The organism is Actinorhabdospora filicis, from assembly GCF_030269765.1.
Classification (GTDB): domain Bacteria; phylum Actinomycetota; class Actinomycetes; order Mycobacteriales; family Micromonosporaceae; genus Actinorhabdospora; species Actinorhabdospora filicis.
The window spans coordinates 693,260-715,400 of sequence record NZ_BSTX01000004.1 but is presented as its reverse complement, the minus strand read 5'-3'; the positions used below and the strand labels follow the sequence as shown (position 1 = coordinate 715,400).

Annotated in this window: 15 protein-coding genes; 4 read left to right on the top strand and 11 right to left on the bottom strand. The window is 71.9% G+C overall.

Annotated features, from left to right (window positions below):
* Window positions 1–536 precede the first annotated feature (536 nt).
* The 5 genes from QSK10_RS28390 to QSK10_RS28370 are packed head-to-tail and all read right to left on the bottom strand — an operon-like array spanning window position 537 to window position 8,568.
* Entirely contained in the window at window positions 537–3,311 is a 2,775-nt protein-coding gene (locus tag QSK10_RS28390; protein WP_285666254.1) for an MATE family efflux transporter, read from the bottom strand.
* A gap of 7 nt (window positions 3,312–3,318) precedes the next feature.
* Window positions 3,319–4,200, bottom strand: a complete 882-nt coding sequence (locus QSK10_RS28385; protein WP_349497710.1) for a sulfotransferase domain-containing protein — start codon at window positions 4,198–4,200, stop codon at window positions 3,319–3,321.
* Window positions 4,194–5,456 carry a hypothetical protein gene (locus tag QSK10_RS28380; RefSeq protein WP_285666253.1) on the bottom strand — a complete coding sequence of 421 codons (1,263 nt, stop codon included), beginning with the start codon at window positions 5,454–5,456 and terminating at the stop codon, window positions 4,194–4,196. The genes QSK10_RS28385 and QSK10_RS28380 overlap by 7 nt, the downstream gene beginning before the upstream one ends.
* Window positions 5,453–6,817, bottom strand: a complete 1,365-nt coding sequence (locus tag QSK10_RS28375; protein WP_285666251.1) for a hypothetical protein — start codon at window positions 6,815–6,817, stop codon at window positions 5,453–5,455. Before QSK10_RS28375 ends, QSK10_RS28380 begins: the two co-directional genes overlap by 4 nt.
* The gene (locus QSK10_RS28370) at window positions 6,814–8,568 is read right to left on the bottom strand and encodes a Wzz/FepE/Etk N-terminal domain-containing protein (RefSeq protein WP_285666250.1); all 1,755 of its coding nucleotides are present in this window, start codon (window positions 8,566–8,568) and stop codon (window positions 6,814–6,816) included. Before QSK10_RS28370 ends, QSK10_RS28375 begins: the two co-directional genes overlap by 4 nt.
* A gap of 222 nt (window positions 8,569–8,790) precedes the next feature.
* Between QSK10_RS28370 and QSK10_RS28365 the strand changes: the two genes are divergently transcribed.
* Both QSK10_RS28365 and QSK10_RS28360 read left to right on the top strand, forming a co-directional pair.
* The gene (locus QSK10_RS28365; protein WP_285666248.1) at window positions 8,791–10,437 is read left to right on the top strand and encodes a CBM96 family carbohydrate-binding protein; all 1,647 of its coding nucleotides are present in this window, start codon (window positions 8,791–8,793) and stop codon (window positions 10,435–10,437) included.
* 1,005 nt (window positions 10,438–11,442) lie between these two features.
* Window positions 11,443–13,293: a GNAT family N-acetyltransferase gene (locus QSK10_RS28360; protein ID WP_285666247.1), complete on the top strand. Its 1,851-nt coding sequence runs from the start codon at window positions 11,443–11,445 to the stop codon at window positions 13,291–13,293.
* Here QSK10_RS28360 and QSK10_RS28355 read toward each other — a convergent pair.
* A complete protein-coding gene (locus QSK10_RS28355; RefSeq protein ID WP_285666245.1) occupies window positions 13,290–14,285 on the bottom strand; it encodes a hypothetical protein in 996 nt (331 codons plus the stop codon). The genes QSK10_RS28360 and QSK10_RS28355 overlap by 4 nt on opposite strands.
* Window positions 14,286–14,389: 104 nt before the next feature.
* On the opposite strand from QSK10_RS28355, the gene QSK10_RS28350 reads away from it, so the two are divergent.
* Window positions 14,390–14,572 (top strand): hypothetical protein, encoded by a 183-nt coding sequence (locus tag QSK10_RS28350; protein ID WP_285666243.1) that lies wholly within the window; start codon window positions 14,390–14,392, stop codon window positions 14,570–14,572.
* A 71-nt stretch (window positions 14,573–14,643) separates the two neighbouring features.
* Window positions 14,644–16,164: an adenylyl-sulfate kinase gene (gene cysC, locus QSK10_RS28345; protein ID WP_285666241.1), complete on the top strand. Its 1,521-nt coding sequence runs from the start codon at window positions 14,644–14,646 to the stop codon at window positions 16,162–16,164.
* A gap of 53 nt (window positions 16,165–16,217) precedes the next feature.
* Here cysC and QSK10_RS28340 read toward each other — a convergent pair whose 3' ends face one another.
* The 5 genes from QSK10_RS28340 to rplM form a co-directional block, all read right to left on the bottom strand.
* Complete coding sequence (locus QSK10_RS28340; protein WP_285666240.1) at window positions 16,218–17,726, bottom strand: TROVE domain-containing protein; 1,509 nt, start codon at window positions 17,724–17,726, stop codon at window positions 16,218–16,220.
* 401 nt (window positions 17,727–18,127) lie between these two features.
* Window positions 18,128–18,787 carry a hypothetical protein gene (locus tag QSK10_RS28335; RefSeq protein ID WP_285666239.1) on the bottom strand — a complete coding sequence of 220 codons (660 nt, stop codon included), beginning with the start codon at window positions 18,785–18,787 and terminating at the stop codon, window positions 18,128–18,130.
* Between the two features lie 695 nt (window positions 18,788–19,482).
* Window positions 19,483–20,808 (bottom strand): phosphoglucosamine mutase, encoded by a 1,326-nt coding sequence (gene glmM, locus QSK10_RS28330; protein WP_285666238.1) that lies wholly within the window; start codon window positions 20,806–20,808, stop codon window positions 19,483–19,485.
* Between the two features lie 88 nt (window positions 20,809–20,896).
* The gene (rpsI, locus tag QSK10_RS28325; protein ID WP_349497709.1) at window positions 20,897–21,415 is read right to left on the bottom strand and encodes a 30S ribosomal protein S9; all 519 of its coding nucleotides are present in this window, start codon (window positions 21,413–21,415) and stop codon (window positions 20,897–20,899) included.
* A gap of 28 nt (window positions 21,416–21,443) precedes the next feature.
* A complete protein-coding gene (rplM, locus tag QSK10_RS28320; protein ID WP_285666237.1) occupies window positions 21,444–21,887 on the bottom strand; it encodes a 50S ribosomal protein L13 in 444 nt (147 codons plus the stop codon).
* Between the last annotated feature and the right edge of the window lie 254 nt (window positions 21,888–22,141).

Here is a 22,141-nt window from a genome sequence, read left to right as displayed (position 1 = left end):
AGCCCGCGCGGGGCCGCCTCAGGTGCCGCAGCGAGGACGCGTTGCCGTGGTTCTCCAGGATCAGCAGTCCCGAGTCGGGTCCGCGCAGGATCCCCGCCGCGAAGCGCAGGGCGCGTTCGCGCAGGTCACGGGGCGCGTTCAGGAGCAGCCGGAAGCAGGTCACCAGGGCCGGCCACTCATCGTCCACAGTGGACGCTACGGGCCCGTCCGCCTCGATGACGTGCAGCTCGGCCGGGGTGTCGAGCTCGTGCGCGCGGGCGAGCATGACACCGGAGGTGTCGTAGCCGTGCGCCTCGCGCACCAGCCCTTCGAGCATGCGCAGGACGCGTCCGGTGCCGCAGGCGAAGTCGTGGTGGACGGGCGGGACGTCGAAGGCGGTCTCGGTGAAGGCGCGCAGCCAGTCCCGCTGCCTGGCCGAGACCTGCGAGTAGAACGATCCCGGACGGTAGTTGTCGCTCTCGTACTGTTCGGCCGCCCCTTCGTCGCGGAAGATCTCTGTGTAGTCGGAGCGCATTCCCTCGTCATCCCCCAGCGGATCAGGCACTTACGTGTTTCGTGAGCAGCGGTCCCCGTAGCCGCCACAGCGATAGCGCGTACACCAGGCCGCCGCCGATCGCGGCCCCGACGCCGGGCGCGCCGAGGGCGATCGCCGTCACCGGCAGCGCGCCGAAGCAGAAGGCCGCGAGTCCCATCGCGATCGCCGACTCGCGCCCGAACGGGTGCAGCCGCTCGGCGAAGCCGAGCTGCGCCAGCGGGATCAGGTTGTTGGCCAGGACCGCCGCCGCCCACCCCAGCGCCGCCCCGGCGACCCCGACGCGCGGGATCAGCCACAGGTCGACGGCGATGTTGGCGGCCAGCGCGGTCAGCACATTGGACAGTTGCCAGCTGGTGCGGCCCGACATCGACAGGACACTGTCGACGGTCCCGCAGGCGCTGGCCACCAGCATCGCGGCGGCCATGACGCGCACGATCACCACGGCCTGCGGCGTGTCGTACTCGGCGCCGAACAGGCGCAGGTACTCCGGCGCGAGGACGGCGGCGGTGAGGTACATGGGCCAGGCCAGCAGGATGATCCACGACGTGGTGTGCCGGTAGAGCCGCCGGGCGGTGCCCGGGTCGCGCATGGCGCCGTTCTTCGGCGAGAGCGCCGCGGCGATGCGCGGTTGCAGCGAGGACCCCACGGCCAGGTTGGCCAGCTGCCCGGCGATCACGAAGCGCGTGGCGACGGTGTACAGGGCGGCCTCGCGGAAGCCGAGCATGCCCGCGACGAGCAGGATGTCGAGCCGCTGGAGCGCCAGCTGCGCCAGCGAGCCGAGCGCGCGCGGGCCGGTGTACGTCCAGAACTCGCGCGGCGTCGGACCCTCACCAGTGGCGGGTCCCCGGCGTTTGCGCAGCCAGATCGCGGCGGCCACCATCGCCGGGACGAACGGCGCCGCCCACGCGAGCGTGACCGCGTCGGCCGCCCCACCGTCCCCGGCGAGCGCGACGGCGAGCGCGAGGAGCGCGACCTGGAGGAGCGTGCGGCCCAGCCGTTCGATGTAGACGGTCGGCTTCATCGTCGACATGCCCCGCGTGGCCGCCAGCAGCACGTCGAGGATCGTCGCCGCCGGGACGAAGACCGCCAGCAGCCGCAACAGCCGCGCGTACTCGTCGGTGTGCGCCGGATCGGGGCTGTACGCCCCGGCCAGCGCCGGTGCCAGGAAGTATCCCGCGACCCCGAGCGCGACGCTCAGCGCGACGACGGGAGTGAGGCCGACCCGCAGCGTCTTGCGGAAGGACGTGACCCCGTCGGACCGGAGCCGCGCGATCCAGTAGACGAGCCCGGTGGGCGTCCCCAGCCGCGAGAGGCTCGTGGTGATGAGGAACGCGGAGGTCGCGGCGAAGAACAACCCGGCCCCGGCCGGCCCGAGAGCGGCGGCGACCAGCCACGTGATGCCGAGCCCCGCCGCGCCGGACACGGCGGACCCGGCGAGATTGGCGACGCCTCCGCGGGCGACGCCCCGGAGGGAGTCGGACTTCGGGGGGGTCGGGGTGGAGGGTGGGGGGTCTGTGGGGGTGAGGTCTTCGGGAGTGAGGTCTTCGGGAGTGAGGTCTGCGGGGGCCGGTTCGCCGCGCGGGGTGGGGACCACGGTGGGGGCGGGCGACGCGGCCGGGACGACGGACGGGCTCCAGCGGGAGGGCGCGCCAGTGCCTCCCGGCGGGGTCGCCACGTGATCGGGTTCGAGAGCCGACGCGGCCGGAGTCGGCTCAAGGCCGTCGGCGAGCGAGTCGCTCTCACCTGCGCGCTGGTGCACGACCGCGGCCTCGGGTGACGCGGCAACCGGGGCTACGTCATGCCCGCTGGCACCGTCATCGCCTCCGGCGGGCGGTGCCGTCCCGGCGAACCCGTCGCTGGCCGGGGCCTTTTCGCCCACCCACTGCCGCGCGAACCCGCGCTCGGCCGTGGCTTCGGCCGTATCGTGCCTGGTTACACCACAATCGCCTCCGGCGCGTGATGCTATGTCGCCGGACTCGTCGGCGGTCGAGCCTCCCTCACCCGCCCTCTGGCGCACGACCCCTGCCTCGGGTATCGCCGCGACCGAAGCCTGGTCGTAGCCAGCACCATCGCCTCCGGCGGGCAGTGCCGTCTCGGCGAACCCGTCGGTGGCCGTGTCCCGCCTCGCGGCGAGCTCACCACCGTCCACATGCGCGGTGAGTCCGAGCCACGACGGCCCGTCGGCCTCGGCGGGCGACACCGTCGTGGTGAACCCGCCGGCGTCATCGGGCGCGGTCAAGGCTGCGTGCAGGTGGGCGGCGTCGGTGGTCGGGCCGTCGGGTGTGAACGTCCAGTCGGCTTCGATCGGCGACGTGCCCGGGATCGGCTCGTGCTCGATGGCGCTTGAGCCGCTCTCGCCCGTCGGCCGCCACACGGCCGAGGCGGGTGGCGTGAGCGCCGGTCCCCGCTCGCCGCCGTGGCGCTCGCCCTGCCGGGGCGTGGTCGGCTGCTCCCCCGCCCGGCCCGGCGCGCGGAAGGTCGCGATCGGGCCCGGTGGCGGTGGCGTGTCCGGCCGGGTCGAGGCGGCGGCGAGCCATTCGACCTCCGGTGGGTCGGCGCCGATGCCGAGCCCGCCGGAGAAGCCCGGCAGGCCGGCGAAGCCGGGGTGCACGGGCCCCCAGGACGCGGAGCGCGCGCCCGGTGCGTGCCGGGCGGCTTCGCGGACCGCCTCCCACAGCAGCATCGCGTCGTCGGCCGGGCCGTCGTTCGGCGCGATCTGGCCGCCCCGGTGGGCGGTCGTCTCATCTCCGGCCCGGGGGCCGCCCACCGCGGTCATGTGCGGGTCACCGCCGCCAGGAGGGCGTGTGCCCGAGCCAGTCCGACAGGGCCTCGTCGTGCGGGCGGAAGTGCGAGTCGAGTTCGTCGCGCAGTTCCGGGGTCATCGAGGGCCGGTCGGGGCGGGCATTGTGCTTGCCGAAGGCGGGTGTGTGCAGGGAGGGCAGGCCGAGGAAACCGAGGACGCGGTCGTAGGTGGGGCCCGGTTCGGTGAAGAAGTCGTGGGAGTCGATGACGAGGATCCGCTCGCGTCCGACGATGCCCGCCACGCGTTCCAGGTGGACGGCGTACTCCCCGCGGGAGAGGTAGCCGTGGTGCTGGTGGCTGAAGCTGTAGTAGTCGGGTTCGCGGCGCAGGCGGGCGTCCTGCCCGTAAAGGCGCTTGGGTTCGGCGTCGAGGGCCGCCCGGAAGTCCAGGATCGGCTCGAAGCCACGCGCGACCTCGTGGGCGTGGTGGGAGTAGGCGCGCTCGACGGGGTCGCGGACGAGCACGATGAGCTTGACGCCGGGCAGGTCGCGGGCGAAGCGCTCGGCGGCGAGGGGGTGGTACAGGTAGTACGGGCTGGACTCGAAGACCATGGGACGCAGCCCGAGCCCGTCGCTGACGCGCTTGGCGGTCAGCCGGGTCGGGAAGTGCCCGCGGTACCACGACAGCCCGCGCCGGTAGTTGGTGTCGAAGTAGTGGACGCCCTTGTGCAGGACGGGTTTCAGGATCGCCGGGTGCGACGAGAGCGCCCGGTACAGCGACGTCGAGCCGCAGCGCTGCCCGCCGCACAGCAGGAAGGACGGCAGGAGCCGCGCGGCGGCGGTCATCCGCCCGTACGAGCGCGATCCGAGATGGATGACGCGCTTGAGCTGATGCGGGACCTTCTCCCCGCTGATCTTCAGCACTGCTGGTTCCCTTCTGGGCTGGAAGCGAAGGCCGAGACCCGGCGCACCAGCACCGGGAGGAGCCAGGTGCCGAGGGCTCCCAGCGCGGCTCCGGCCTCGGCCTGGCGGTCGGTGAGGTACCGGGTGGCGAGGTCGATCAGGTACAGCAGCGCGGTGAGCCCGGCCCGACGTGGGGTGGCCTGTGTGAAGGGGGCGACGAGGTCGCCGGCGTGCGCGATGCAGTGGTCCACCACGGCCGATGGGTCGCGGTGGGCGACGACGATGTCGTGCTGGAGTCGGTAGTGGACGGCGTCGAAGCCGAGGGGTACGTCGAGGGTGAAGCGTTCCCAGTCCCAGACCAGGAGCGTCTGGGCGAGGACGGCCATGTTCCACGGCGCCCAGTCGCCGTGCCAGGCGCCGAAGCCGAGGACGTCGTCGCCGCTGGCGTCGAGGAGGGCGAGCGCGGCGGCGCGCAGCTCGCGGGCGTCGGGGGTGTCGTCGAGGGCGGCGAGGCGTTCGCGGAGGCGGGCGGCGTAGCCGGACGCGCCGAGCGGGGCCTCGGTGGTGCCGTCGACGTGGGCGATCTCGCGCATGGCGGCGGCGAGGCGGCCGGGGTGGACGGGGACGCGGTCGGCCCAGATGGGCAGGGCCTGCTGGACGAGGACATTGTGCTCGCGCCAGATGCCGGCGTGCCGGACGGCGGGGACGGTGACGGCGGTGAGCTCGGCCTTCGCGAGGCGTTCGAGGGCGTCGGTCTCGTCGGCGACGAGGCGCTGGGTGAGGTCGTTGACGCCGATCTTGGCGAAGCCGATGGTCTGCCCGAGGCGGGTGAGGAGCTGGACGACGGGTTTGCGGTTGGCGCGGGCGGGCCCGATGTCGATGCCGATGCGCACGGGGGTGTCCAGGACGCCGGACAGGTAGGCCACGATGCTGTCGGTCTCGGGGTCGGGCCCGGTGACGGCGACGCGGTCGCGCAGCAGCAGGCGGGAGGCGCCGGTGCGCAGGGCGAGGACGGCGGCGTCGCGCTTGAGGCGGGCCATGCGGGCCTGCGGCCGGGCGTAGCGGGCGAGCGCGGCGGCGGCGACGCGCGGTTCGTCGGCGGGGACGAGCAGGCGCGGGCGGCGGATGTTGGGTACGGCGATCATGCGGACGGTGCCCGGCCCGTGGGCGGCGGTGTCGTCGCGTCGCCACGGGGCGGGGAAGAGGAGGGAGAGGACCTCGTTCACGTACTGCGCGCGGCGGGCGGCGTCATTGAAGGCAGCGCCATTAACGGTCATGCGGTCGTCTCCGGTTCGCGCTGGTTGCGCCACAGCAGGGCGTAGGCCATGAAGGTCAGGGCGAGCGGGGTGTAGAGGGCGTTGTAGTAGAACATCGAGGTCAGCGACAGGAGCATGGCGACGCTGGCGGCCAGGCCGATGGCGCTGCGGTCTTTGCGGAAGCGCCACAGGACCCAGCAGAAGAAGCCGACGTAGGTGAGGGCCCCGGCGATGCCGTGGGCGTAGATGGCCTGCCAGAGCTGCCCGTTGCCGCCGATGACGCGCCCGCCGCAGCGGGGGCAGTCCTCGGTGGCGCCGACGGCGATGGACGCGCCGGAACCGAGGGTCTTGCGGGTGTTGCCGTAGCCGATGACGGGTGATTCCCACACGCCGGTGAGGGCCTGTTCGGTGGAGTAGCCGCGTCCGTCGTCGGAGTGCCCGTTGGCGAGGCGCTGCTGGATGACGCCGCCGAGGGGGGTGAGGGTGACGGCGATGGCGGCGGCGACGAGGACGCCGCCGAGGACGCCGAGGATCCACACGCGGCCCATGAGCAGGAAGCGGACGGCGAGGTAGGCCCCGGCGACGCCGATGTTGACCCACAGGCCGCGGTTCATGGAGTACACGGCGGGGACGAGGGCGACGGCCAGCAGTGCCAGCGCGCCCACCCGGACGGCGGCCTTGGCGGGCGTGGCGAAGGCGGCGACGACCACGAAGGGCGCGAGGATGCCGAGGTTGTTGCCCCACGTGTTGGTGTAGCCCCAGGGGGCGGCGGGGCGGGGGGTCTCGTAGCCGAGGAAGTCCATGACCTGCGCGGCGGCCGGGTGCACGAGGGACTGCACGAAGCCGTCCTTGGCGACCTTGGCGGGGAGCAGCATCTCCAGGGGGGACGTGAACTCGAAGTGCCCGGCGAACATGCCGAGCAGCCCGCCGGCGACGGTCACCGCGAACAGCCACACCAGCATCGCCACGAGGCGGCGGCGGGGCAGGTCGCGTTCGGTCTGGTTGCCCGCGTACAGCAACATGATCGTCACCGAGGCGTAGCCCAGGACGCGGAACAGCGCGCCGGGCAGGCGGCTGCCGAGGCCGCCGGGGATCGTCCCGGCGGGGTCGACGTCGAGGGCGAGCAGGCTGATGACGACCACGGCGCAGAAGGCCAGCCACAGCGCGAAGCCGGGCGGCACGGCGATCTTCGCGCGGCGCGACAGCCACACCGCCATCGGCACGGCCAGGATCGGGAAGATGAGCGTGCCCAGCCCCAGTGCCCACCACAGGGGATAGAGCACGAGCAGGCCGGTGAGCGGCCAGGCCGGGGGCAGCCGCAGCAGCCGCGCGGGGCGGGGCACGGCGAAGACCGCCTCCCGCACCGTCGCGACCCCCCTCATCGTCGCGGGCATGGGCGGCCTTTCCGGCGGGCCTTCACCTCACCGGCGGGCGCCTCGGCGGCCTCGGTGTCGCCTGCGGGCTCGGCGTCGGCGGCGACCAGCAGGTCACCGGCGCGCTCGGGCTCGCCGTGCTGCGCGGGGATCGCGGGCATGATCTCGGTGAGCGCCTCGGCCCCGGCGCGCTCGAAGCGCGGCTCGGGGGCCCCGGACCCGGCCTGCACGGTCGGGACGGTCTCCGGCGCGTCGGGACGGCGCTTCTTGAAGCGCGGCAGGACCACCGCGCCCAGCAGGGGCGTGTTGACCCGGCGCAGCTGCTCGGCGAGGTCGGAGACGGCCGACAGGCGGGTCCGCTCGGACTCGGCGACCAGCAGGACCGCGTCGCACTCGGCGGCCAGGCGCTGCGCGTCGGCGTCCCCGGACGCGGGGGGCGCCTCGACGACGACGAACTCGGCGGTCTGCGCCAGGGCCCCGGTGATCTGCCGCATCGCGCCGTTCGGCCAGCCCCCGGCGCGCGCGGCCGAACCGGCGCCCAGCACCGACAGGCGCGGGTGGCGGGCGGCGCGCACGGTGGCCTCGTCCAGGTCGGCGCGGCCGGTGATGACGTCGGCCAGACCCGGGACGGAGGGCGTGCCGAGCATGTCGGGCAGCGCCAGGTAGGGCGAGGCGTGCGCGGCCACGGCCGCGGTGGGCAGGTCGGCGCGCGCGAAGGCGGCGGCGAGGTTGGCGGCGACCACGGTCGCGCCCGGGCCCTCGTCCACGCCCACGACCAGCAGGACCCGGCCCCGCTCGGGCAGGGCGGCGATCAGCTCGTTGCGCAGGCGCCCGAAGACCTTGCCCGCCGGGCCGTAGGCGCCGTACACGTCGGCGAACCTGGGCGCCACCGACGCGGGCAGCTCCACCAGCAGCGGCACCCCGCAGCGTTCGGGCAGGTCGGCGGCCCGCCGCACGGTACGCGAGAAGCGCTCACGCGCCAGCACCGCGCCGAACCCGGCGAGCAGGCCCGCCGTGCCGCCACCGGCCACGTCCAGCCACACGATGGGCTTGTCCGGCGAGGACGGCGTGACCGCCTCGCTGATGACCTTGCCACCGGCCAGGGTGGACAGCTTGCCGTCCAGCTCGGAGCGGCGCGAGGTCAGCTCCTCGATCTGGCGGCTCAGCAGGTCCTTGTTGCTGCCCAGCACGACCCGGTCGGCCGCCGTGGCCGCCGCCAGGTCGGTGGAGACCTGCGCGAGCTGGCCGCGCAGGCTCTCCAGGTTGGCGTCGACGCCCTTGATCTCGGTGTCGATGGTCTCCTTGGCCGTCGCCTCCCGGTGCTCCAGGTAGGCGGTGGCGAACGCGGCGGCACCATCGTGCGCGGCGACGGCCGAGCCCCCCGAGAAGCCGATGGTCAGCACCGACGTGTTCGCCGGGACCTCCACCGTCACGTGCGCGGCCAGGTCCTGCGCGGACGCCTGCCCGCCCAAGATCTCAAGGGCCCGGTCGGCCACCGCGGTGGACTTGACCAGCTGCGCCTCGGTGTCCAGATTGAGCTCGCCCTTGGTGCGCCCGCCGGAGACGTTGGGGTCGTCCACGCCCGTGGGACGCACCAGCACCTGCGTGTGCGAGACGTACTCGGCCGGGGTCGTCACCGCCAGGGCGGCGCCCACGGCGAGGCCGGCGCCCAGTAGCGCCAGCAGCAGCGTCCGTCCACGTTTGACCGCCACGAGCATGTCGCTCAGGTGGTAGGTGGATGTGGTGCGACCAGTGTCCATGGCCATCGAGCGGTCCGCCCCCTCCGCCGTCCAATCGTCCCAAAGGACAACGACGATCGTCCGTGTCGGATACGGGCATGGTGACGAAGAGGGTAATGGTCGGCTACGGTTGGTATTCACAATTGGTGTCGAAAGTAGATGAAACCGGTTCGGCACTGGTGTGTGCTGGGATGCCGACGTGTTCTGGGCGGGAGTGCAATGCCGGGTGGGAGGGACGACGGCATGGGCGGGTGGCGGAGTTGGCGCAACGCGCTGGGCCTGCGCGCGGGAAGCGGGCGCAGAGGCGTGGCGATAGCCGTGGTGGTCCCCATCGCGGCGGCGGGCTTCGGCCTCGGCTACGCCGTGGGCGCCGACCGCACCGAGGGCGGGGGCGCGGCCGACTTCATGTCGACCTCGATCAACGCCGAGGCGGACACGTACACGCGCACGGCGGCGCCCGAGACCCCCGCGGGCTCGGAGACCGAGCTGCTGGTCGGCGGCTCCCGCGACGTGGGCGTGGCCACCGCCTACCTGCGCTTCACGGTCTCCGACGCGCCCGTGCGCGAACCGCGCCTGCACGTGGCGGTCGTCGACGCCCGGCCCAAGCAGCTGCTGGAGCTGACCCGCGTCGCCGCGCGCTGGACCGAGTCCGGCCTCACCGCCGCCGAGATCCCGCCCTTCGGCGACCCCGTCGACGCGGCCACCGCGACCGACGGCCAGGTGACCTTCGACCTGTCCAAGGTGGTCACCAAGGTCGGCGTGTACGCCTTCGCGATCACCTCCCCCGACGAGAAGCTCCTGGCGCGGCTCCAGGCCCGGGAAGGCGACACCCCGCCCCGGCTGGACTACAAGGTGCCGGTGGTGCCGACGCCGGGGCAGCACTCTCTTTCCTCGCCCTCTTCGTCGTCCTCGTCCTCGTCCTCCACCGAGGCCATCGTCGGGTCCGATCTGGACAACGGGTGCGTCATCGGGGTCAAGCTCGTACCCACCTGCGGGGCACTGTGGGGGGTCGCGCCCGGCGCGCGATCCGACGTACCCCGGGTCACCGCCCTCAACCGCTTCGAGGACCGCACCGGGCGGCGGCAGGACATCTACCACGCCTACCACCGCGGCTTCGAGCTGTTCCCCACCGAGGACGAGCTGAAGATCGCCAACGACCCTGAGAAGCCCCGCATCCTGTTCCTCAACTGGAAGCCGCGCGGCGCCACCTGGGCGCAGATCGCGGCCGGGAACAAGGACATGGACGACTACCTCGACCGGCTCGCCGAGCACATCAAGAAGACCTACACCGAGCCGTTCTTCTTCACCGTCCACCACGAGCCGGAGAACGACGTGGACCCCCGCGCGGGGTCCGGGCGCACCGCGTCGGATTACGCGGCGATGTACCGGTACGTGATCCAGCGGCTGCGGGCCGACGGGGTCACGAACATGGTCACCGTGATGGTCTACATGGCCTATTTGGACTGGGCCGTGCAGCCCTGGCACAAGAACCTGTACCCGGGCGACGACGTCGTGGACTGGGTGGCCTGGGACGCCTACGCGTACTCCGACCCGGGGTACGGGTACGGGGACTTCGCGGAGATGGTGGACCGGACCGACGGGCGGGACTGGCCGGGGTACTACCGGTGGGCTACTGAGACCTTTCCCGGGAAGCCGCTGATGCTGGCGGAGTGGGGGGTTTGGCAGTCGGACAAGAACCCGGGGCATCCGGCTGAGGTGATATCGCAGGCGGAGGCGCAGATTTCGCTTTTTCCGCGGTTGAAGGCGCTGGTTTATTTTGAGACGGCGAATGACCGGGGGAAGGATTCGCGGGTGGATACGGATCCGGGGACGCTGTCGGCTTATCGGGATTTGAGTGAGTCTCGGCATTTTCAGGTGCGGATGGGGTAGGGGTGGGGGGGTCGGGCTGGGGCTTGTCGGCCGGGGGCTGTTACCCCGGCGCCTGTCAGCCCTGCCCCTGTCACCCCAGCCCCTGTCTTTCGGCTTGCGGGCCGCGCGGGTCGGGCCTTCCCGTGCGGCCGCTACCCATCACCCGGGGCCGTTTCACCCGGTCTCAGCGGGCATCCCTGGCCCGGGGGTTGTTTGTTTCCGACGCCTGTTGCAGCTTGTCGTGCTTCTTGTTTGGCGCCCCGCGGATCGTCCGTGTTCGATGTATCCACTGCGCTGCGGCTATGACACGGTCGCCGTCTGGTCAGGGGTTTCACCCCTAGGACCTGACCAGGGGTGCGGCCCCTGGACGCCGGACCTCTCTCGGGAGGCTCCACCCGCGTTCGGCCTTTGCGACGGTGAACGATGAACCCCGGGGTGTCAAGACGGTAGAGCTGTCTTGACACCCCGAGAACCCTCGTTCGAAGAACCATCCGGCCGACCGAGGGAGGATCCTCTCCTATCCCGAGACAGCCCCCGCACAAGCCGGGCGCGGGGCGAGGTTTGTTCTGCGGCTTACGGGCCGTCTCAGTGCGGCTCTAAAACAACAAGCTATCGTCCCCACCCGGGTTCTGACCCCGTAGCGAGCCAGTCACCTTGCCCGGGTCTAAAACAACAAGCCGGTTCCCCACCCGGGTTTTGACCCCGTTGCCAGCCAGTCACTGCCCCGGCCCAGTTCCCCCGCCCCGCCTCGCCTCATCTCGCCATCGCCCGCAGCTACGCGGCGCACCCGCTCCACCCTGCGTCTCGTCCTCGCGGCGGGCTTACCTGCGCCGATACCCCTTCCCCTAGTCGATCTTGCTAGCTCCGCTCTTCCGTGTTACGGTTTCGGCCGTCGCAGGATCAGCCCTGTTCCCGGAAGGAGGCGAGTGCGATGTCGACTCTCACTGTTACGCGCTCCCAGCTTCCGTCTCACGCGGGCTGACCCGGTTCTTCGGGAGCGCATACGCTCTCTCCGTAAGGAACCGCATGACTTCTTCGCTTTCCATCCGTGCGCTCACGCCGGATACGCTTCACCTTTTTCACGCTTATCCGCATTCCTCTCACCCCTCTGTCGGGCGTGAGGCTTCGCAGGACTATTCCGCTCTGCTCGCGCAGGGCAAGGTGCGTCCGGAGTGGACGTTCGTCGCTGTTCGCGATGATGTCGTGATCGCTCGGGCGGCTTTTTTCGGGCGTCCGGATTCGGTTGCGCCGTTGGCTCTCGACTGGTTCGAGCTGGGTGATTCCGCCGATCGGGTGGCGGTGGGGACGTTGCTCGCCGCTCATGCTTATGCCGCTGTGGGGCGGGGTGGGATGGGGGAGCCCGAGTTCAATCTTCTGATGCCGCCGGATTGGCGTTCGCGGGATGATATCGCCGGTGAGATCGCCGATCGGTGTGCGGCGATCGAGAATGCCGGGCTGGTCGTGGCGCAGCAGCGCTTCGGGTTCCGGTGGGAGCCCTCGGACGGGCTGCCGGCGCGGTCGGTTCGGTTGACGTTCGTGCCGGGGACGGATGCCGAGTTTCTCGCGGCGATTCGGGCGGGGTTGCCGGGGACTCTCGATGGGCACACGGTCACCGATCTGGCGCGGGGTGAGGATTTCGCCGCCGAGCAGTTGCTCGACAGTGTGATCACGCTGCCGGGGCGGGACGACTGGCGGCTGGCGCGGGACGCCGGTGGTGCGGTGGTCGGTGCGATCTTCCCGACGGTGATCTCCAACAGTGCCAGCATCGGGTACATCACGGTCGCCGCCGATCATCGTGGGCGGGGGTACGTGAACGATCTGCTGGCCGAGGGCCTGCACGTTCATGCCGGGAACGGGCGGACGGTCGTCACGGCCAGTACCGACCTGGCGAACGCGCCGATGAAGGCGGCCTTCGACCGGGCGGGGTTCCGGACGGTCACGGTGCAGCTGGACTACTGGCCGGGGCTGGTTTTCCGGTCTCTCGGCGAGGGCGACACCGAGCTGTTCGGCGCTTATCCGCACGCGCCTGTGGAGGGTGTGGGTTACGAGGACAAGGTTGACTGGCGCCGCAACCTGGCCGAGGGGCACTACAAGCCGCACTGGATGTGGGTGGCGATCGAGGGCGGTGTGGTGCGGGGGCGGATGGCGTTCTGGGGTTTCCCGGCCGATACCGCGCCGAAGGTCGTCGACTGGTTCGAGCCCGGGGACGACGTCGAGGTCGGCGCCGGGTTGATGCGCGCGGCATATGCCACGCAGGACGCCGATCCGCGTCCGGAGTACGCGCTGCGGACCCCGGCGGGGTGGCGGGACACGCCGCTGCGCGGCGAGGTCGAGGCGCGGGTCGCGGCCGCCGAGCGGGCGGGCCTGTCGGTCTTCGTCGAGCGGCACGGATTCCGCTGGACGGCCGAGCGGGGGCTGCCGGAGCGTTCGGCGCGGCTGAGGTTCCGTGAGGGCACCGACGAGGAGTTCGTCGACGCCGTGCGCGAGGGCTTCCCGGGCACGCTGGACGCCTACACGCGCGAGGACTGCGAGAAGCTCGGCGCGCAGGCCACCGCCGAGCAGGAGGTCGCCGGATTCGCCGACTACCCCGCCGGGCGCGACTGGTGGCGGCTGGCCGAGAACGCCGACGGTGAGGTCGTGGGGGCGATCTTCCCCGCGCGCAACTACGACAGCGCCATCATCTGCTACATCACGGTCGTCGCGGGCCATCGCGGCAACGGGTACGTGCACGACCTGCTCGCCGAGATGCTGCACATCCACGCCGAGAACGGCGCCGAGTCGGTCGGCGGGCACACCGACCTGCCGAACCTGCCGATGAAGGCGGCGTTCCTGAAGGCGGGCTTCGCCATCACCGGCGGCCGCATCGACCTCCGTTAATAACCCTCGTCGGATGTGGACGCGATGCCGTCGACGCCCGCCGGGGTCGAACCCGGTGGGCTGAACCGGCGCTCCAGATGGGCCGCGAGGACCGTCCCGTCCTCCCCGGAACGCTGAGTCAGCTCATAGCCGGTGGTGCGTCCCTCGATGACGCGGACGCCCAGGTCCAGCCGGCGCCCGTCGGCGAAGGCCTCCAGCCAGTGCGTCCCGGCGGGCAGGCTCAGGCACCAGCGGCCGTTGGCGAGGGGCACGCGCTCACCGTCGACGGTCACCTCGGGCGCCTCCCGCCAGCCGTCGGCGGGGGCGTCCGGACCGCTCTCGGTGGACACCGCCAGCAGCAGCCGTCCCTCACCCGCGGCGAGCGCGGGCAGCTCGGGCCCGCGCAGGGGCGCGAGGAGGTGGACGCCGGGGGCGCGCTCGGCGGGCGGGCCGGACTGGCGGCGGGTGGTGGCGCGTCCGCGGGCGCGGACCGGCAGCGACACCAGCCAGGCCGCCAGGACCGTGCACAGGATCCAGCCGAAGATCGCCGACAGCCAGCCGCCGTAGCGGCCCAGGACGGCCGCCGCGCCGATCGCCACGGCCTGGACCAGCAGGATCGCGGCGAGCAGGCGGGATCCGGACAGGCCACCGGGGCGGACGCCGGGCGGCCCGAGGACGCCCCGGCCGCCGAAGCGGGACTCGCGGTACTCCCAGGCGGTGACCTCGCCCTCGGCGAGGTCGGCGAGGCGTTCGCACTCCGAGGTGCCCTGCAGCTGGACGGCGATCAGGTGGCGGCCGGGTGGGACGGCGATGAGCGCGCGTCCCCAGCCGCAGACGGCGGGGGCGTCGTCGACGCCGACGACGGGCGGGACGGCGCCGGAGCCGGTGTCGATCCAGAGTCCGGCCGCGCCGGACGGGAGGAGGACGGCGTCGGGACCCACGCCGACGCGCACCGGGTGGGGGGAACCGTCATGCGCTTTGAGCGGGTATCCACTGTCCTGCCAAGCCGTCATGGCCCGTCACCCCCGTTCTCGGTGTGAGCAACGCTATCCGGCCCGGGCGAACACCGGGGGGCACGGCAGAATCGAGTGACACGTTTGGGAAGGCGGAGAAGCGCATGGACGAACGGCTGCCCACGGCCCTGATCGCGTTCGCCGGGATGTTCCTGGTGATCGCGGCGATCGCGTGGTTCGTGTCGCCCAAGGCGCGCTCGAAGCTGAAACGGTGGCGGGGGCGGGCGCTGATCGCGCTCCTGCTGGTCCTGGCGTTCGTCTACTTCTACAAAGAGGGACGGAAATAGCACCGTGAGCATGATCCCCCTCGACGGATGTCACAGGAGCCTGGGACACTCCTGTCGGGGGTGATGCCGCCTTGAGCGAATGGGTGCTTCCCGATGAGGTACTCGCCAACGCGCCGACCTGCACGCCGCGGCCACATGAGCTGGCCGATCTGGAGCTGCTGCTGACGGGCGCGTACGAGCCGCTGACCGGGTTCCTGACGGCCGCCGACGTGGCCTCGGTGGTCGCGCGCGGTGAACTGGCGGACGGGCGGCCGTGGCCGGTCCCGATCACCCTCGACGTGCCCGCCGAGCTGGCCGCGCGGCTGGATCCGCGCGCGCCGCGCGACCGCGTCCTGGTCCTCACCGATCCCGAGGGCGCGCCCGTGGCCGCGGTGGAGGTCCTGGAGATCACCCCCGCCGGGCCCGGCTCGGCGCGGCTGGCCGGACCCGTCCGGCGCATCGCCGAACCCGCGCACGGTCCCTTCCGCAAGATGCGCACCGCCCCGGCGGTGGTGCGCGCCTCGCTGCCCGACGGGCGGGTCCTCGGCGTCATCGCCGAGCGGCCGCTGCACCGCCCGCAGCTGGCGCAGATCGCGCACACCGCCCGCGCGCTGAACGCCCACGTCCTGTTGCTGCTGCCCATCGCCTCGGCCGGCCCCGGGGGGCTGCCCGCCGAGGCGCTGGTGCGGGCGGTGCTGGCCGCGCGCGACCGGCTCCCGAGGTGCACGGTCGTGGCGGTGCCGCTGGCGCCGCGCGGCGACGAGATCCGCGACGGGCTGCTGCGCGCCAAGATCGCCGCCGCCTACGGCGTCACGCACCTGCTGTCCCTGGGGGGGACGGTGTCCAGCGCGGGCGTGCGCGTCATCGTGCCGCGCGAGCTGGGCTACGACATCCGCGACGGCCAGTGGCGGCCCCTCGACGACGTTCCGCCGCGGTTCCGGCGCGGGCAGAAGACCCCCGCCGAGATCGCCGACCTGCTCGACCGCGGCTCCGGCCTGCCCGACTGGCACACGCCACCGGCGGTGGCCGCCGAGCTGAGCCGTTCGCGCCCGCCGCGCAGGGAGCGCGGCCTGGTCGTGTTCTTCACCGGCTTCTCCGGCTCGGGCAAGTCCACCATCGCGCGGGGGCTCTACGACGCGCTCGCCGAGACCGGTGAGCGGACGGTGTCGCTGCTGGACGGTGACGTGGTCCGGCGGCTGCTGTCGGCCGGGCTGACGTTCTCGCGCGAGGACCGCGACCTGAACATCCGCCGCATCGGTTACGTGGCCGCCGAGATCGCCCGCCATCACGGCATCGCGATCTGCTGCCCGATCGCCCCCTACGCCGCCACCCGGGCCGAGGCCCGCGCGGCCGCCGAGGAGGCGGGCGGCGGGTTCGTGCTGATCCACGTGGCCACGCCACTGGAGGTGTGCGAACGCCGCGACCGCAAGGGCCTCTACGCCAAGGCCCGCGCGGGGATCATCGGGTCCTTCACCGGCATCAGCGACCCGTACGAGACGCCCACCGACGCCGACCTGTCGGTCGACACCAGCGAGATCGGCGTGGACGAGGCGGTCAAGCAGGTCCTGGACCACCTGCGCGACGAGGGGTGGCTGGACCGCCGGGGGTGGTGACGGCGAGGAAGCCCGGCTCATGACGAGCCGGGCTTCACGACGTTCCCGGTCTTTCAGAACGGCCAGCGCGCGTCCTCGCCCGCCTCGATGAGCGGGATCAGGCCGAACGCGGCGTCGCTGAGGCCACCGAAGGTGTACCGGCGTCCGCGCGGCACGCCGTGCCCGACGCGGTAGCCGACCAGGTTCCACGTGTACACCGGCACCGTGTCGGGGATCGAGGCGAGCGGGTCGCCGCCGGCCGACTGCTCGTCGGTCACGATGATCACCCGGTCGTGGTTGCGGTACCAGCGCTTGACGGCCGCCTCGGTGTTGGTGCCGCCGAGGTCGTGGAAGCGCCCGACGACCGTCAGGACCGAGTCGCCGCGCCGGTACCCGACACCGCGCGAGGTGGTGCCGAACTCCACGAGCTCGGCCTTCTCCGCCCGCAGCGCCAGCGCCGCGCCGAAGACGGCGGCCAGGTCGGCGAACTTCAGCCCGGTGGCCTCCGAGGTCGAGAAGAACATCGAGCCGGAGCGGTCCACCAGCACCAGCGTCCGTCCCCGCAGGAACGGGACGTTGGCGAGGCTGTGGTTGAGCGCGGCCTCCAGCGAGGACGCCCACCGCAGCGAGCCGACCGCCCGGTGCGCCGCCAGGAAGCGCATCGGGAGCTGCTTGGACCGGGCGACCTTGGCCGGGTCGGCCAGGCCCTCGGCGACCAGCGCGGCCGTGGCGTCGTCCACCCCGGCCTGGTCGAGGTTGCGCAGGTTCCGCAGCCGCGCCATGTAACCCATGGTCGGCAGGGCCGAGCGCCACGCGTCGGCGTCCATCGGGCTCTGCTTCCAGCCCGCGAGGGCCTCCCAGGTCATCCCGGCGGACTTGAGCCGCTCGGCGTCCCGGGCCACCCGGGCGCGGTTCTTGACGGGGACCGCCATCAGCTCGGCGCGGGCCCGCAGCGTGGTCAGCGACTCCGCGATCGCCTCACCGCGTCCGTGGCGCCGGTCGATGGCGTGCCGGAACAGCGCGCCCTGCTCGGGGGTACGGGCCTTGGCGTGGGTGAGCTCCAGGACGTCACCGAAGCGGAACCCGCGCGCGGCGGTGTCGTACTTGAGCAGCGCGAACTCGTCGTAGAGCCGCGTCGCGGCGTCGGCGATGCCCCGCTTCACGGGCTTGGGCATGACCCGCCCGTGGGTGGCGAACCAGTACGCGAGGGCCTCGCCGGGCTCGTCGGCGCGCTGGAGGACGGAGTCCACGATGGACCGCCCGCCGGGGATGCCCACGGCGGCCAGCGCGCTAGCGGCCTCCAGGCCGCCGATCAGCGAGACACTGCGCAGGTTGGCGGTGTTCCGCAGCCACGACAGGAACGCCGCGATCCAGTCGGGATCGCTCACCGCGACCTTGCGGACCAGGCCGACCAGGCGCTTGTCACGCTCCTCGGCCGACTCGTAGAAGGCGTTCGCACCGCCCAGAGTGGACACCGCGAGCAGGAACAGTTCACCCTTGGCGTCCCGCCGGTGGCCCATGCCGCGCTCGGCGGTCGGAACAGAATGGCGCCGCGTCTGGGCGGTCTTGTTGAATCGGGCCATGGCTGAAGACACCACCTTAGGGAACTGGCACCTTGAGGGAATGGGAGGGACGTACGTCCACGCAAGGGCACCCGAGATCGAAGTGACGAAGGAACGTTGGCGCTCTGCCTCTGAGCTACCGGACCCATGGTTTGGTGGATCCGGGCGGGACTCGAACCCGCGACCTCCCGATTAACAGTCGAAGTAACCCTCGTCTGCGCACCGGGTGCCCATGCCTGGACGCCCTCCCGAGAACAAGCCGACCGCGGGCAGCCGGAGAAGGTCCGGTCCTGCTCTGCCATCTGAGCTACATCCCCGAGGGGATGGAGGGATTCGAACCCTCGACCCGAAGTAGCCGCGGTCTGCGCACCGGGAGGAGCGCGATCCCAACCATACGGACGCCTCACGGGCGCCTCAACGCATTAAGCCTCGCGGCCGTCCTCAATGGACTTCACGCCTTCGCGGCGTTCGGCCAGCAGCCGCAGCATCACCCGGTTCACCGGGATGGCCGCCAGCTGCGGATACCCTTCCGGTGGGGTCAGCAGCATGATGCGCGAGTCGTCGGCGAGGAAGGCCTTGCGCGGCACGGTCAGTTCCAGGTCGCCGACCCGGACCTCGATGCCGCCGTCCACTATCGACACGGGCCCGAAGTCGGCGCGGCCGGTGGCTTCCAGCGCGCGCCGGGCGCGCACCATGAGCCGCTCGGAGACGCGGGCTTCGATGGTCTCCACCAGCAGGTCCTGTGCGACGAACGTGCCGATGGGGACGCACAGCGCGCGCCCGTCGGTGGTCCGGCCGTAGACCTGGTAGGGCTGGTAGAACACGTACGGCGTCCAGGAGACGCCTTTGCGGGTGACCCGCAGGGTCGCGTTGACCGATGTCCAGCGCATGGCCACCGGTCCGTCCCATTCGGACACGACGATGAATCCGCCGTCGCAGACGGCGATCCAGCGCCGCCCGGCGGGCGCGGGTATTTCGGCGAGGAGCGCGTGCCCGTAGATCACGGTGCCGGTGGCCAGCAGGATCGACACCGACAGGTCGGGATCGCGCACGGCGCAGAGCACCGCGGCGACTCCCGCCACGGTGGCGGCGTACCTGGCCCACCCGGACCAGACGGGATGACGCTCGCGGTGAACGCGGACGACGGCACCTAACCGGTGTTCGCCGGACAACGCGCGGAACCTGTTGCGCGAGGGCATGGAATCGACCCTAGCCGAACGCGGCGGGCCCGTCACACTCCGAAACCGGAGTGGTGGGTCCATAAGCGGTTGCCGGCCCGGGTGGGCGGGGTTAGCGTGGTGGGTGTTCCGCCGGTGCGCAGGACGCGGCTACTTCTTCCAATGAAACCGCGCCGCTTCCGATGATGATCTCGGCGGGACACCCTATGAAGGCTGCGCGGCCGTCCCAAGTGGACGGCCAGCGGCAGCCGCAGGGCAAGGGCAGCCGCAAGCCAAGACAGGGCAGCGACCACCCACGTGAGAGAAGTGTCTTGATCGTGTGGTGAAGCCGGACGCGCGCGTGCAGCGGCGCAACCAACCCCCAGAGCCACGAATCACCGTGTGCCGAGGAGCTAAGCCCGCCTCCGGCTCGGGGGAAGTGTTTTGACTTCCGGGGTCCAGGGGACGGAGTTCCCTGGTGGGGGTCCAGGGGGCAAAGCCCCTTGAGCACCACGCAGAGCCGCAGCCAACCCACCGGCCGCGAGCACCCACGCACCCACGCACCCACAAAAAGAGCCGGGGCGCCGCCCCGGCTCTCCTCTCAAGCGAGTGCCCCCGCCCTACCCCGCCCGCACCGCGGCGGCCACCGTGTCCGCCACCGCGTGCGCGCGTTCAGCAGTGTCCGCCTCGACCATCACCCGCACCAGCGGTTCGGTCCCACTCGGCCGCAGCAGGATCCGCCCGTCCTCGCCGAGGACTCCGGCCTGTTCGTCGAGGACGTCGCGGACCGCCTGGGTGTTCACCACGTTCTTGTCGCCGACGGGGACGTTCAGCAGGACCTGCGGGAGGCGGCGGACGACCGCGGCGAGTTCGCCGATGCCCTTGCCGGTCTCGACCACGGAGGCGGCCAGGTGGAGGGAGGTGAGGGTGCCGTCGCCGGTGGTGGCGTAGGCGGGCATGACGATGTGCCCGGACTGTTCGCCGCCGAGGCTGAAGTCCTTGGCGCGCAGGGTTTCCAGCACGTAGCGGTCGCCGACGGCGGTGGTCACGAGGGTGATTCCGGCGTCCCGCATCGCGTGGTGGAGGCCGAGGTTGCTCATGACGGTGGCGACGAGGGTGTCGCCGGCGAGGTTCCCGGCGCGTTTCATGTGCAGCGCCAGGATCGCCATGATCGCGTCGCCGTCCACTTCGGAGCCGTCGGCGGCCGAGGCGAGGCAGCGGTCGGCGTCGCCGTCGAGGGCGAAGCCGATGTCGGCGCCGGTTTCCAGGACCTTCGCGCGCAGCGAGTCCATGTGCGTGGAGCCGCAGTTCTCGTTGATGTTGAGGCCGTCGGGCTCGGCGTGGATGGCGATGACCTCGGCGCCCAGGCGGCGCAGGGCCTCGGGGGCGACGTCGGAGGCGGCGCCGTTGGCGCAGTCGACCACGATCTTGAGCCCGGACAGGTCGGCGTCCACGGTGGACACCAGGTGCGCGGTGTAGCGCTCGGCGCCGTCGGTGAGGTCGCGCAGGCGGCCGATCTCGGCGCCGGTGGGACGCGGGTGCTCGCGCTCCAGCGCGGCCTCGATGCGGTCCTCGACCTCGTCGGGCAGCTTGTGGCCGCCGGCGGCGAAGAACTTGATGCCGTTGTCGGGCATGGGGTTGTGGCTGGCCGACAGCATGACGCCGATGTCGGCGCCGGTGTCGGCGGTCAGGTAGGCGATCGCGGGGCTGGGCAGCACGCCGACCCGGATCACGTCGGCGCCGACGCTGAGCAGACCGGCGATGACGGCGGCCTCCAGCATCTCGCCGCTGGCGCGCGAGTCGCGGCCGATCAGCGCCAAGGGGCGTTTGTTGCCCGCGTCAGAAAGCACGTGCACAGCGGCTTCGGCCAGGGCCGTCGCCAGCTGCGGCGTGAGCTTGTCATTGGCGAGGCCTCGCACCCCGTCGGTACCGAACAGCCGACCCATACCGAAAACCTTCCGTCTGCTGAATACGCCGAAGCCGCCGGGGGAACGCCGCACGACGTCCCCGGCGGCTTCGAACGCCAGGATCTGGTTACCGCTTGGAGAACTGCGGAGCCTTGCGGGCCTTCTTCAGGCCGTACTTCTTGCGCTCGGTGGCACGGGCGTCCCGGGTGAGGAAGCCGGCCTTCTTGAGCTCCGGGCGCGCGTCGGGGTCGATCTCGATGAGCGCGCGGGCGATCGCCAGGCGCAGCGCGCCGGCCTGGCCGGTGATGCCGCCGCCCTTGAGGTTGGCGAAGATGTCGAAGGTCTCGACCCGGTCGATGGTGACCAGGGGCTCCTTGACGATCTGCTGGCTGACCGCGCTGGGGAAGTAGTCCTCCAGGGTGCGGCCGTTCAGCACGAACTTGCCCGTGCCCGGCTTCAGGCGAGCGCGGACGATCGCCTTCTTGCGGCGGCCGACGGTCTGGACGGGCTTGTCCATGCGCGGCACGTACGGCGCGGCGACCTCGGCCACGGCGGGAACGGCCGGCACTTCGTCCACGGCGGGAACGGCCGGGACGTCGGCGGTGATGTCGTCGGTCGCCTCAACGGCGGTCGTCGGCTCGGTCATCTGTTCCTTCACGCTTCCTTAGCCGCGCCTACTGCGCGATCTGCTTGATCTCGAACGGCTGCGGCTGCTGCGCGGCGTGCGGGTGCTCCGCGCCGGCGTAGACCTTCAGCTTGGTGAGCAGCTGGCGGCCGAGCTTGTTGTGGGGCAGCATGCCCTTGATCGCGAGCATGACAGCGCGCTCGGGCTTGTTGTCCAGCAGCTCCGAGTACTTGGTCTTCTTCAGACCGCCCGGGTAGCCGGAGTGACGGTAGGCGATCTTCTGCTCACGCTTGTTACCGGTAAGGGCGACCTTGCCGGCATTGACGATGATCACGAAGTCGCCGGTGTCCGCGTGCGGCGCGAACGTCGGCTTGTGCTTGCCCCGCAGCAGCGTGGCGGCGTGGGTGGCGAGACGGCCGAGCACAACGTCGGTCGCGTCGATGACATGCCACTCGCGAGTGATGTCACCCGGCTTCGGGCTGTACGTAGGCACAGGTCTACCTTGCTCTCATCGTCGGTGTGTGGGCGCGCGAAGACCGCGCCGATCGCCTGAGCGTACCTGAACTGGGCACACACGTTTCACGTAGGTGTCCGTACGCTCGCACAACAGTCCGCGAGTCTACCCCGCGCGAAAATCCCGAGGTGATTCGGGGGCGGGGAGGCGCTGGTGTCCGCTGCGAAGTCTATCCGCACGCCCCGGCGGGTGACGAGGCCGGGCGGTGTGGTGCGGGTCGCGGCCTCGCGGGC

Excerpts from the sequence above, each read along its gene's own strand:
- QSK10_RS28390 (WP_285666254.1), bottom strand. The coding sequence starts at position 3,311 with ATGACCGCGGTGGGCGGCCCCCGGGCCGGAGATGAGACGACCGCCCAC.
- QSK10_RS28380 (WP_285666253.1), bottom strand. The coding sequence starts at position 5,456 with ATGACCGTTAATGGCGCTGCCTTCAATGACGCCGCCCGCCGCGCGCAG.
- QSK10_RS28375 (WP_285666251.1), bottom strand. The coding sequence starts at position 6,817 with ATGAGGGGGGTCGCGACGGTGCGGGAGGCGGTCTTCGCCGTGCCCCGC.
- QSK10_RS28370 (WP_285666250.1), bottom strand. The coding sequence starts at position 8,568 with ATGGACACTGGTCGCACCACATCCACCTACCACCTGAGCGACATGCTC.
- QSK10_RS28365 (WP_285666248.1), top strand. The coding sequence starts at position 8,791 with ATGGGCGGGTGGCGGAGTTGGCGCAACGCGCTGGGCCTGCGCGCGGGA.
- QSK10_RS28360 (WP_285666247.1), top strand. The coding sequence starts at position 11,443 with ATGACTTCTTCGCTTTCCATCCGTGCGCTCACGCCGGATACGCTTCAC.
- QSK10_RS28355 (WP_285666245.1), bottom strand. The coding sequence starts at position 14,285 with ATGACGGCTTGGCAGGACAGTGGATACCCGCTCAAAGCGCATGACGGT.
- QSK10_RS28350 (WP_285666243.1), top strand. The coding sequence starts at position 14,390 with ATGGACGAACGGCTGCCCACGGCCCTGATCGCGTTCGCCGGGATGTTC.
- QSK10_RS28340 (WP_285666240.1), bottom strand. The coding sequence starts at position 17,726 with ATGGCCCGATTCAACAAGACCGCCCAGACGCGGCGCCATTCTGTTCCG.
- glmM (WP_285666238.1), bottom strand. The coding sequence starts at position 20,808 with ATGGGTCGGCTGTTCGGTACCGACGGGGTGCGAGGCCTCGCCAATGAC.
- rpsI (WP_349497709.1), bottom strand. The coding sequence starts at position 21,415 with ATGACCGAGCCGACGACCGCCGTTGAGGCGACCGACGACATCACCGCC.